Source organism: Pseudomonas cerasi, assembly GCF_900074915.1.
Classification (GTDB): domain Bacteria; phylum Pseudomonadota; class Gammaproteobacteria; order Pseudomonadales; family Pseudomonadaceae; genus Aquipseudomonas; species Aquipseudomonas cerasi.
In genome coordinates, this window is the sequence record NZ_LT222319.1 from 2,424,015 (window position 1) to 2,436,048 (window position 12,034).

At 60.6% G+C, this 12,034-nt stretch carries 8 protein-coding genes; 6 read left to right on the forward strand and 2 right to left on the reverse strand.

Annotation, left to right across the window (positions count from 1 at the left end; all coding sequences use genetic code 11):
- Positions 1-190 precede the first annotated feature (190 nt).
- A complete protein-coding gene (locus PCPL58_RS13570; RefSeq protein WP_065349619.1) occupies positions 191-1,678 on the forward strand; it encodes a SulP family inorganic anion transporter in 1,488 nt (495 codons plus the stop codon).
- Between the two features lie 23 nt (positions 1,679-1,701).
- On the opposite strand, the gene PCPL58_RS13575 is transcribed toward PCPL58_RS13570, so the two are convergent.
- Positions 1,702-2,877: a sensor histidine kinase gene (locus PCPL58_RS13575; protein ID WP_065349620.1), complete on the reverse strand. Its 1,176-nt coding sequence runs from the start codon at positions 2,875-2,877 to the stop codon at positions 1,702-1,704.
- A 5-nt stretch (positions 2,878-2,882) separates the two neighbouring features.
- Positions 2,883-3,572, reverse strand: coding sequence for a response regulator (locus PCPL58_RS13580; protein WP_003435879.1), 690 nt, complete (start codon positions 3,570-3,572; stop codon positions 2,883-2,885).
- Between the two features lie 98 nt (positions 3,573-3,670).
- On the opposite strand from PCPL58_RS13580, the gene PCPL58_RS13585 reads away from it, so the two are divergent.
- From PCPL58_RS13585 to PCPL58_RS13605, 5 genes are all read left to right on the forward strand, one after another.
- The gene (locus PCPL58_RS13585; RefSeq protein WP_065349621.1) at positions 3,671-5,143 is read left to right on the forward strand and encodes an efflux transporter outer membrane subunit; all 1,473 of its coding nucleotides are present in this window, start codon (positions 3,671-3,673) and stop codon (positions 5,141-5,143) included.
- A 19-nt stretch (positions 5,144-5,162) separates the two neighbouring features.
- Positions 5,163-6,011 (forward strand): MipA/OmpV family protein, encoded by an 849-nt coding sequence (locus PCPL58_RS13590; protein WP_065349622.1) that lies wholly within the window; start codon positions 5,163-5,165, stop codon positions 6,009-6,011.
- A gap of 16 nt (positions 6,012-6,027) precedes the next feature.
- The gene (locus PCPL58_RS13595; protein WP_065349623.1) at positions 6,028-7,161 is read left to right on the forward strand and encodes an efflux RND transporter periplasmic adaptor subunit; all 1,134 of its coding nucleotides are present in this window, start codon (positions 6,028-6,030) and stop codon (positions 7,159-7,161) included.
- Positions 7,158-10,211: an efflux RND transporter permease subunit gene (locus tag PCPL58_RS13600; RefSeq protein ID WP_065349624.1), complete on the forward strand. Its 3,054-nt coding sequence runs from the start codon at positions 7,158-7,160 to the stop codon at positions 10,209-10,211. The genes PCPL58_RS13595 and PCPL58_RS13600 overlap by 4 nt, the downstream gene beginning before the upstream one ends.
- Before the next feature lie 73 nt (positions 10,212-10,284).
- On the forward strand, positions 10,285-11,526 hold the full coding sequence (locus PCPL58_RS13605; RefSeq protein WP_065349625.1) for a M20/M25/M40 family metallo-hydrolase: 1,242 nt from the start codon (positions 10,285-10,287) through the stop codon (positions 11,524-11,526).
- The last annotated feature ends 508 nt before the right edge of the window (positions 11,527-12,034 follow it).

Here is a 12,034-nt window from a genome sequence, read left to right on the forward strand (position 1 = left end):
GCTGCCTACGCCGCCTTAGCGCTACGCCCCCCTCGCAACACCTGACTGCCTTCTTGCTGCAGTCGCCCGTTGCTGCGCCCGTTTTTTGGTCGCCGCCACTCCCACTCTGACTACTTAATCGAAAACCGATGCTCCTGCTCGTCCGGCAATCGCTGCCGTGCGTCTTGCTGCGTCTGTCACAGGTATTTCCATGCTCGAAAAAATCAAAGCTACGTGTTTTTCCAACGTTCGTGCCGATGTATTGGCCGGGCTGGTTGTTGCATTGGCCCTGATTCCAGAGGCCATCGCGTTCTCCATCATCACCGGGGTAGACCCGAAAGTCGGGCTTTACGCGTCGTTCTGTATCTGCGTGGTCATCGCGTTCGTGGGCGGGCGCCCGGCGATGATTTCTGCGGCTACAGGTGCGATGGCCTTGCTGATGGTGAATCTGGTCAAAGAGCACGGGCTTCAGTATTTGCTGGCCGCCACCTTGCTCTGCGGCGTACTGCAGATCATCGCCGGCTATCTGCGCCTGGGTGAGTTGATGCGCTTCGTTTCACGCTCGGTGGTTACCGGGTTCGTGAATGCACTGGCGATTCTGATTTTCATGGCCCAGTTGCCGGAATTGACCCATGTGACCTGGCCGGTTTACGCCATGACCGCAGCGGGCCTGGCAATCATCTACCTGTTCCCGCGCGTGCCGGTGCTGGGCAAGTTGCTGCCTTCGCCGCTGGTGTGCATTCTGGTGCTCACCGCAATTTCCATTTACATGGGGCTTGATGTACGAACCGTGGGTGACATGGGCGCAATGCCCGACAGTCTGCCGACCTTCATGTGGCCGGACGTCGCGCTCAATCTCGACACACTGCTGATCATTCTGCCGTATTCCGCCGCGCTGGCCGTGGTGGGCCTGCTGGAGTCGATGATGACCGCGACCATCGTCGATGACCTGACTAATACCACCAGTGACCGAAACCGTGAGTGCAAAGGGCAGGGCATTGCCAATATCGCCACGGGTCTGATCGGCGGCATGGCTGGCTGCGCCATGATCGGCCAGTCGATGATCAACGTGAAGTCTGGCGGCAGAACACGTCTTTCAACCCTCAGCGCAGGTTTACTGCTGTTGATCATGATGCTGTTTCTGGGCGAATGGCTGGCGCGTATTCCGATGGCGGCGCTGGTGGCGGTGATGATCATGGTGTCGATCAGTACCTTCAGTTGGGGCTCGATCCGCAACCTCAAGGAATACCCGCTCTCGACCAACATCGTGATGGTGGTCACCGTGGTGGTGGTCGTGGCGACCCATAACCTTGCCTATGGTGTGCTGGTCGGTTCTCTGCTTGCCTCGATGTTCTTTGCCAGCAAGATCGCTCACTTCCTCGATGTCACGTCGCATCGTGATCCCTTCCACAGCCATCGCACCTACTACGTGACCGGCCAGGTATTCTTCGCCTCCGCTGACCGTTTCATGGCCTCATTCGACCTGCGCGAAAGCCTCGAGACACTGGTCATCGATCTGCGCGAGGCGCATTTTTGGGACATCACCGCTGTGGCCGCATTGGACAAGGTGGTTTTGAAACTGAGAAAGGCGGGCATCAGCGTCGACGTTATCGGCATGAACCGGGCCACCGCTACGCTGGTGGACCGCTTTTGTGTGCATGACAAGCCGGACGGTATCGATTCGTTGATGGGGCACTGATCTGCGGGGCCGGACAGGCAGGCTCAGCCCGGAATCTCCAGGCGGATGACGGATCCTCCGCCTGGCCTGTTGCGGACCTCGATAGTGCCGTCGTGCTCGAGACAAATCGCTCTGGCGATGGACAGGCCAAGGCCGCTGCCTCCCGAATAGCGCGCTCGCGAACGTTCGGCACGCCAGAAGCGGTCGAACACCTGTTCGAGGTTCTCCGAGTCAAAGCCGGGGCCGCGGTCCGAGACGGTCAGTTCCATGCGCCCTGCGCTGGCTTTGCCGACAATCAGCAGCTCACCACCCATCGCCGAATAGCGCAGCGCGTTATCGACGAGAATATTCACGACCTGACCGATCCGGTCACGGTCGGCGTTGACGGTCAATTTCCGCGGGATATCGATCGTCACGGCGACACCTGCCTCATTGAGCGGCGTGGCAAACCAGCCCAGACGTTCGACCACCAGTTTCTCAAGGGAAAACTCCGTCTTGTCCAGGGTCAACTGACCCGCGCTGGCGAGCGAGAGCAGGTGCAGATCACTCACCAGTTTGTTCAACTGGCCGAGCTGGCGGTGGACCATTTCCAGTTGTGCCAGGTCACGCGGGAACACTTCGTCGATCATGCCTTGTATGCGTCCCATGGCGGCATTCAGTGGCGTGCGCAGCTCATGGGCAATCATGGCACTGGACTCGCTGACTTCCAGTTCGTAACGGCCGAGCTGAGTGGTCATGGTATTGAAGTCGCTGACCAGCGCCTGCAATTCGTCCGGGTCGTTGGCGCTCATCGGCAGGCGCGTCTTGAAGTCACCCTGGGCGACCTGACGTGCGCCTCTGGCAATCGAGGAGAACTGGCTGGAAAGCGGACGGGAAAACAGAAAGCCGAAGAATATGATGATCGGGATCGCGATCGACACCAGCGCTGCCAGCACCCACCATTCCTTGTTGGCAATGCCCGGCAGCAGGTTTTCGATCGGGTAATACTCGAAGAACAGTTCGCGCAGCTTGACCATGTCCAGGGTGGGCTCGGCCTGCAGCCGCAGGAACTCCATGCGCACGTCGGCCGGCATTGCCTGCAGGGTGAGCCAGTCAGAGACTGTGACGTGTAGCCACATGCAGAACGCGATGACGATGACCGCACCGACGGCGAGCATGCTCATGCGCATGCCGACCCAGTGCCACAACGGTTTTTGTCTGTGCCTGAAAAAATCTCGCATGAAGATCACCTGAACCGATAGCCGACCGAACGGACGGTGACCAGCACATTTTCCACGCCATGGATCTCCAGTTTGCGCCGAAGGTTATGCACATGCGCATCGACAACCCTGGCCAGCGCCTCGCTGTCGGGAAGGCAGATTTCCAGCAGTTCTTCGCGAGTGAAGGCCTTGGACGGCGTTTTCAGCAGCGTTGAAAGGATCTTGAACTCGGTAGGTGTCAGGTCGAGTACGGTCTCTGCGCCATCCTGACCTTCAATGATCGCGGTGACCGCATCCAGCTCCACCAGCAGGTTCTGGTAGCGCAAATGACGCTCGTTGTTGCCGTTCTGCTGGGAGCGCCGCAGAACCGCATGCACGCGGGCCACCACTTCTCGCGGGTTGTAAGGCTTGACCACGTAATCGTCGGCCCCATAGCGCAAGGCGCCGAGTTTTTCCGGTTCGTCGCCCATGGCGGTGACCATGATCACCGGCGTGTCGCTGCAGCGCCGGACGGCCGACAGCACGTCGGTACCACTGACAAGCGGCAGCATGACGTCCAGCAGAATCAGGTCGGGTTTCCACTGACGGTGCATATCGATACCGCGCTGACCGTTTTCGGCCAGCCCGACGTTGAAACCGTCACGACGCAGGTAAGCCTCGAGAATGCTGGCACTGTCGGCGTCGTCTTCAACGATAAGAATGCGTTTTCCTGACACGAGCGCGCCTCTTGATCAAATCTTGATAATTCACGAACGGTTTGTTGAAAGTCGACGTTCAGGATGCTGTCCAGAGCCCACTGTCGCGGACAGATCCTATGCCGATGAGTACACCGCTGTCCAAGCGTATCCGCAACCGCCGCTGGCGTTGCCTGGCCATGCTGGCGAGCCTGACTCTTTCGGGCTGCTCGTTGATACCGGCCTATCAGCGTCCGGCGTTGCCGGTCCCGGTCGATCAGGCGTCCGCTGTGGTCCCGGCCTCGAACACCTCCAGCGCCGTCGTGCTCAGTGCCGACGAAGAAGCGCTGGCTGGCGAGTTGTCGCCAAAAGGCGAACTGCGCCGGTTGCTGCAATCGGCCCTCGCGTTCAATCGCGATTTTCGTGTGGCGGTGCTGCGTGTGGAGGAGGCCAGGGCAATGCGCGGCATTACCCGCGCCGATCGCTTTCCGACCCTCGCTGCAGGTGTCGAGCGCGATCGTCAGCACTTCGATAATGCGGCCGCCGACGAGCGTTATGGCCAGGACATTTCCATCGCGTCGGTGGGCGTCTCTGACTTTGAACTGGATTTCTTCGGGCGCGTGCGCAGCCTGTCAGAGGCGGCGCGGCACGATTATCTGGTCACCACCTACGGCCAGCAGGCGGCACGCAGTGCGTTGATTGCGGAAGTCGCCCGCGCCTGGCTGGCCGAGCGTCTGGCCGCTGCCGTGCAACAGGATGCGCAGGCGGTTCACGAGGCCCGGCTGATGCTGGTCAAGGCGGCCGAAGAGCAGCAGCGTCAAGGTGCGCTTTCGCTGGATGATCTGATGGCACAGCGCCTCGACACCCTGAGCGCGCAACAGCAGGTACAGGATGCGGCAAGCGATCACGCCAACGCGTCGCAGGCCTTGTTGTTACTCACCGGCTATTCGACGGTATTGCCCGTCAGCACGCCAGACACCCCTGCGCTCACCACCGCGCTGGTCGAGACGCCGTCCTGGCTGTCGAATCTGCCGTCTCAGCGTCTGCTGGAACGCTTTGACATCCGTCAGCGCGAAGAAGCCCTCAAGGCCAGCAATGCCAACATTGGTGCTGCCCGTGCGGCGTTCTTTCCGTCCATAAAACTCAGTACCGGCGTGGGCTTGCAGAGCGACAGCCTGCGCAGCTTGTTCAGCAACGGCAGCGGGGCCTGGCTGTTTACGCCGCAGTTGAATCTGCCGCTGTTCGACGGCGGGCGTAATCAGGCCAACCTGGACCTTGCCAAGGTGCGTCAGCAGATCGCGGTGGCCGAGTATGAAAAGGCTGTGCAGAACGCCTTCCGTGAAATGTCCGCTGTGCTGACCCGCCGTCAGCAGGCCCTGAACCATGTCCGCAACGAGGTCGAGCGGGTTGCGCTGGTCCAGGAAAAAGTGCGGCGCCTGTCCTTTGAACTCAATGCGGGCGCCGTCGAGCGCACTGCATTGCTGGTTTCCACTCTCCGTATTGCTGAAGCCGACGCAGCCGCTCGCCAGTCCCTCGATGCGCTGCAGCAAAACCGCATCGATCTGTTTCGAGTGCTGCACGGAGCAGAACCGACAACCCCACCCCAATCCTGAATGAAACCGGAGTATCCCCATGAGCCCTGCAATCTCTCGTACTCACCTGCGGTCTGCGCTGCTTAAACCTGTGCTGACCGTGTTGATCACCTCTGCGGCCATGACCCTGGCAGGTCAGGCCTGCGCCCAGGACAGCACTGCTGAAAGTCAGTCGATACTGGGTGACCGGTTCAACGTCAATTTCGGGCTCGGCATGGCCGTGCTGCCGCGCTACATGGGGGCCGATGAATACCGCAGTCAGGTGGTGCCCATGCTGACGGTCCAGCGCGGCATCTTTTTCGCCGATACCACGCGCGGCCTGGGGCTGCAATGGCAGTCGGATTCCGGGTTCGGTGCCAGCGCTGCACTCAATTACGATTTCGGTCGTACCGAGAAAAACAGTACGAATCGGCCTGGTTCCAACGAGCTGAGAGGGATGGGCACCGTCAAGGGCGCGACCGTTGGCGACTTCATGGTTTCCCAGCAACTCATGCCGTGGCTGTCCGTCAGTGCCGAGGCCGAACTGCGGGTGGCTGGTGAAAAACGTGGCAATCGTTACCGGTTGGGTTTCGAGGGCATCGCCTACCACAGTCAGACCGATACGGTGACCCTCGACATCGATGCGCACGCTGGTGACGGCCGTTACAACCAGACCTATTTCGGCGTGAGCCCGATCCAGAGTCAGCGCACCGGCTTCTCCAGTTTCAGCGCAGACAGCGGCATTTACGCCTACTCGGCGTCGCTCGCCTGGCAGCATACCTTCGACGCCCACTGGTCAACCGTCGCAAGCGTCGGGGTAACGCATTACACCGACCAGACCCGCGGCAGTCCGCTGGTCGAGACCGATGCCGAAGGCAGTGGCCTGATTGCCTTGAATTACGCTTTCTGAAGGGTTGAAGCCTGCCATGCGATTGAATCCTGATGCGTTTCCGGCCCTACGGCGGTGTGTGTCACGCGCTTTCGGCGTCGTGCTGATCACTCTGATGATCAGTGGCTGCGGTGATAAACAGACGGCCAGCGTTCCGCCTGTCCGGGCTGTCAAGGTTGAGACGGTGCGGGCAGGAGAGGGCGCTGCGTTGCGCTTCATTGGCACCGTTCGGCAGCAGGATCGCGCCAGTCTGGCGTTTGAATCGGCAGGCACCCTGACAGAGCTGCGGGCCGACATTGGTGATAGCGTCAAGCCGGGCCAGGTGCTCGCCCGCCTTGATCCGCAGCCTGCGCAATTGCGTCTGCAGGAGGCGCAGGCCGCTTTGCGGCTAGCTCGGACTCAGGCGCTGGAGCGCCAGCGTAACTACCAGCGTCAGCAAAACCTGCTCGCAGCGGGCAGTGTCGCTCAGAGCGTGGTCGAGTCGGCCCAGTCGTCCAGTGAACAAGCCAGCGCCGAGCTGATGCGCACGCAGGCCGAGCTGGATCTGGCCCGTCGCGAACTGGATCGCACCCGCTTGATCGCACCTTTTGCCGGGCGTGTGGTGGCGCGCCATGCACAACCGCAGAGCGTGTTGTCCGCCGGACAGGTGGTGCTGGATATAGAGTCCGCCGCAGAGCAACAAGTGGTGGCGGCTGTTCCGTTGGCACTTGCCGAGTCGCTTGAGCCGGGCGACCTCGCCAGCGCCTCCAGCAGCGCAGACGGTACGGTAGGGTTTGATCTCGCCCTGGAAGGCATTTCGCCCCGCGCCGATGACGGGCTGGTCAGAACGGCTGTGTTCCGAGTGCTGCGGCCTGCCGGCAGGCTGCCCAGTGGCGTCACGCTGCTTGTGCAAATGCACCCCGCTGCCGACGCACAGTCGCTGTCGGTTCCAGTGCAAGCGTTAAGGATGGGTGCCAACAGCCACCTTGCTGAAGTCTTCGTTTACCAGGCGGGAGGAACAGTCGCCGTACGCTCCGTGACGCTGGGTATGGTCAGAGAAGGTCGGGCACTGGTCGTCAGCGGGCTGGTCGCAGGTGAGCAGGTGGTCACTGCCGGCACCGCCTTTCTGCAGGACGGTCAGCCCGTCACGCTGTTTCATTCAGACACTCGCCTGACCGGTGACGCGCAATGAACCTTACCTCCCGCGCCATGGGCGCAAGCCGCCTGACCCTGTTCGCTGCCTTGCTGATTTTGCTGGCCGGTGTTGTCACGTTTTTGAGCTTTCCTTCTCAGGAAGAACCTTCGGTGACCGTTCGCGACGCATTGGTCAGCGTGTCTCTGGAAGGGCTGTCCGCAGAGCGCACCGAGGAACTGCTCGCCAGGCCGCTCGAAGAGCGTATCCGTGAACTGGCCGAGATCAAGAACGTGCTCACCACGGTCCAGCCTGGCCGAGTGATCGTGCAGGTTACGGCGTATGACAACGTCAAGGATCTCGGGCTGCTGTGGCAACGGCTCCGGGCGAAGGTGAGTGAAACGAGCGGTGGTTTTCCGCCCGGCACCCAAGGGCCTTTTGTCGATGATGATTTCGGTCGCGTCGCCGTGGCTTCGATCGCGCTGACCGCGCCGGGCTTCACCATGGGCGAGATGCGTGGCCCGATCAAGCGCTTGCGTAATCAGCTTTATGAGCTCAAGGGCGTCGATCAGGTCCAGCTGTATGGGCTGCAGGATGAACGCATTTACCTCGACTTCAATCACCAGACGCTGGCCGCCGCCGGGCTTTCCCCGCAACAGCTGCTTCAGCAACTGCAGGCCCGCAACCTGATCGCGACGGGAGGCAACCCGGTCATCGGGCAGCAGAGCACCACGCTTTCGATCAGTGACGAGGTGCTTTCGCCGGAGCAGCTTCGGCAGTTCCCGGTGCAGTTGCCCAGTGGTCAGAAGGTCGCGTTGCAGAACCTGAGCAGGGTATCGGTGAGCCCTGTCGACCCGCCGGAAACCGAAGCGATCTATCAGGGACAGGATGCTGTGGTACTGGCCGTTTCGATGCAGCCAGGCCTCAATGTGCAAAGCTTCGGTGATGCCTTGCGCAAGCGACTCGCTGAGCTGGAGCAGCAACTTCCGACGGGTTTTACCTTGCACGTGGTGACCTTCCAGTCCAGCGTGGTCGAGCACGAGATGAGCAAGATGTATCACGTCATGGCCGAGACGGTGGTGATCGTAATGTGCGTGGTCATGCTATTTCTGGGCTGGCGCACCGGGCTGGTGGTCGGGGTGATTGTGCCCTTGACCATCCTCAGTACGCTGCTGGTCATGCGCGTACTGGGGATCGAACTGCAGACGGTGTCGATTGCCGCGATCATCCTGGCGCTGGGCTTGCTGGTGGACAACGGCATTGTCATCGCCGAAGACATTGAGCGACGCCTGCATGCGGGGGAGGATCGACAGCGCGCCTGTGAGGAGGCCGGGCGCACCTTGATGATCCCTCTGCTGACTTCTTCACTGGTCATCGTCCTGGCGTTTTCGCCTTTCTTTCTGGGGCAGACCAGTACCAACGAATACCTGCGTTCGCTGGCGGTTGTGCTCGCCACGACGCTGATCAGCTCCTGGCTGCTCAGCATCACGGTGACGCCTCTGTTGTGCTTTTACTTCGCCAGGGTGCCGGCCGGCAAAGCGTCGGCGGATGATGCCGATGAGTATGCATCGCTGTTCTACCGTGGCTATCGCAAGGTCATCGAGCGTTTGCTGAATCACTCGCTGCTCTTCATCGCCTGCATGATGGGTTTGCTGGCGTTGGCGGTCGTGGTGCTGACCCGGGTGCCGTACGATTTTCTGCCGAAGTCGGATCGCATGCAGTTCCAGATTCCGCTGGTGCTCGAGCCCGGCAGCAGCTCGCGAGACACGTCGCGAGCGGTGCGTGATATCAGCCAGTGGCTGAGCAGCGATCAGGATGTGGAACACAGCATTGGTTATGTCGCCAGTGGCGGGCCGCGGATCGTGCTTGGCCTCAATCCCCCGTTGCCCGCGCCGAATATCGCGTATTTCACTGTCAGCGTGCGCGAAGGTGCCGACCTCGATGCGGTGATCGAGCGCACACGGCAGTTTATCCTCGCGCAGCACCCCGAAATCGAAGCGCAGCCCAAACGATTCTCGATGGGCACCACCGAGGCGGGGATTGCGGTCTACCGGGTCATCGGTCCTGATGAGGAAGTGTTGCGCGGTATTGCCCGACAGATCGAGCAGGCGTTGTCGGCGTTGCCCGGAACCCTGGATGTCCACGATGACTGGCGGACCCGATTGCTGCGTTACGAAGTTGTTGTCGATTCGTACAAGGCCCTGCAGGCCGGTGTTGCCACTCAGGACATCGCCCAGGCCCTGCAACTGAGAAACAGCGGGCTGTCCGTGTCGTCGCTGCAGGATGGCGATACTGCTGTCGCCATTGTGGCGCGCGAGCAGAGCACCCTGAGCAAACCGGGCAATGATCTGGACCGCACATTGATTTATCCGGCTTCCGGGAGCGCGCCGTTGATGTTGTCGGCCATTGCCACTGTCGAGCCCAGGGCCGAGGCATCGACTATTCAGCGGCGTAATCTGCAACGCGCAATCACGGTGGTGGGGCACAATCCGTCAATGACGGCGACCTCGATCGTCGAACAGTTGGCACCGCAGATAGCTGCAATCAGCCTGCCGGCGGGTTACCACATCGAACCGGGTGGCGAAATTGAAGACTCGGCCGAAGCCAATCAGGCGCTGTTGCAGTACATGCCGCATGCACTGGTCGCGATGCTGTTGTTGTTCGTCTGGCAGTTCAATTCGTTCCGCAAGCTGCTGATCGTCATCTCCAGCGTGCCCTTCGTGCTGATCGGCGTGGCGCTGGCGTTGGTGCTCACCGGCTATCCGTTCGGCTTCATGGCCACCTTCGGGCTGCTGTCGCTGGCCGGCATCATCGTCAACAATGCCGTGCTGCTGCTCGAACGTATCGAGGCTGAACGCGAGCAAGGCCTGGCGGTGTGTGATGCAGTGGTTAATGCAGCGATCAAGCGCTTGCGGCCGATCGTGATGACCAAACTGACCTGCATCATCGGGCTGGTGCCGCTGATGCTGTTTGCCGGCCCGCTCTGGGAGGGCATGGCGATCACCATCATGGGTGGCCTTGCGTTGGGTACGCTGGTGACACTGGGCCTGATTCCGATCCTCTACGCGCTGCTGTTCGACCGCTTCGAGCGCTGGCGCAGGGCGAGGTGAGCCATGACGGCCGGTACGTGTGTAGGGTATGGTCCTGAAAAAACCTCGATGATCGAACACAAGGATGAAACACATGCGCTCATTTACCCGCTCGCCACTGGCCGCCCATCTTGCCCTGGCGCTTGCGCTGGCAGCCCTGGCACCGGCGGCCATTGCCGAACCGCACAAGGCTATCCAGGCGGATGCCGAGCAATACAAGGACGACGCCTTGAAGCTGCTGGAGCGTCTGGTGAACATCGACTCGGGTTCCGGGTATGTACCGGGCCTGACCAAGGTCAGCGACATCGCGATCGAAGAACTGAAAAAGCTCGGTGCCACCATCGAGCTCGTTCCAAATACGCCAGAGGCCAGCAACCACGTCATCGCCACCCTGAAAGGCACCGGCAAGGCGAAGATTCTGCTGATGGCGCACATGGACACCGTGTTCAAGGAAGGCTCCGCGGCCGAGCGTCCGTTTCACATCAAGGACGGGCGTGCCTATGGCCCAGGGGTGATGGATGACAAAGGCGGCATCGTTGCAGCTATCTATGCACTGAAGGTGCTGCACAACTTGAAATTCACCGACTACGCGCAAATCACGGTGTTGCTCGACGCCAGCGAGGAGACCGGCTCAGGCGTTGCTACCGAGCTGATCAAGAAAACCGCGAAGGAGCATGACGTGACGCTCAACCTGGAGCCGGGGCGTCCGGCCGACGGTCTGGTGGTGTGGCGCAAAGGCTCGGCAACCGCGCTGGTCGAAGTCAAGGGCAAGGCCTCGCATGCAGGCGTTGCGCCTGAGCTGGGACGTAACGCCGCGACCGAAGTTGCCCATCAGATCCTGCAACTCGGCAAGCTGGGTGACGAGGAGAAGAAAACCACCATCAACTTCACCGTGCTCAAGGCGGGGGATCGCACCAACGTGATTCCCGATCAGGCCAGCGCCAAGGCCGATGTGCGCGCTGCCGTACCGGAAGAGTTCGACCGCGTCGAGCAGGACCTGGCCAGGGTGTCGGCCAACAAGCTGGTGCCCGATACCGAGGTCAAGACCAGTCTGGTCCGTGGCCTGCCACCGATGCCGCAGACCGCGCAGTCCGATGCATTGGTCGCGATGGCGCAAGGCATCTACGGCGAACTGGGTCGCACCCTGACCATCGAGGGCAGCGGCGGGGCGGCGGATTCAAGTCTGTCTGCCAGCGTGGGTACACCAACGCTGGATGGCTTCGGGATTGTCGGCGGCAATATCCATACGCCCGAAGAGTATGCCGAAGTGGGCAGCGTGGCGCCGCGGATCTACTTGCTGTCGCGAATGATCATGAAGTTGTCCGGGCAACAGTGATTCGATAGGCCTCCCGTGCGTGGCGCGGGAGGCTTTAGAGTCGATGACTCGCTTTTAAACAAATGCAGGGCTGCACACCTCGCGATACTGCATACAGCGGGAGACGGCGCTGATTCTGGCATAGCGGTTCATTGTCGAGTGTTGGCCGACAACTAGTTGTTATTGCTCATCCCCGTTTTGCTCATGCGCCACACCACAGGGTTTGATCGAAACCTGCTGCCTCTGTTTTACACCCTGGCCATGCAAAAAAGGACCGTCGGCGCCGATCCAGAGCCCTGGAAGGTCCGCATGCCTGCGCCTGTTTCCTTAGACCATAGTCATTTTACTAGTGTATCTGCGGCCTTGACACGATCCGGTTTTCGCGTGCTAGCCGATCAGCATTTCTGCATATATTTAATTATGACCTTAATACTATGTCGAAAAGATACGCTGTCCCCTATCAATATTAAGCACATGACCCTTGAGCGCTGGCTAAAGGTCAGTGTTGTAAAAATAAGCTTTAAAAAAA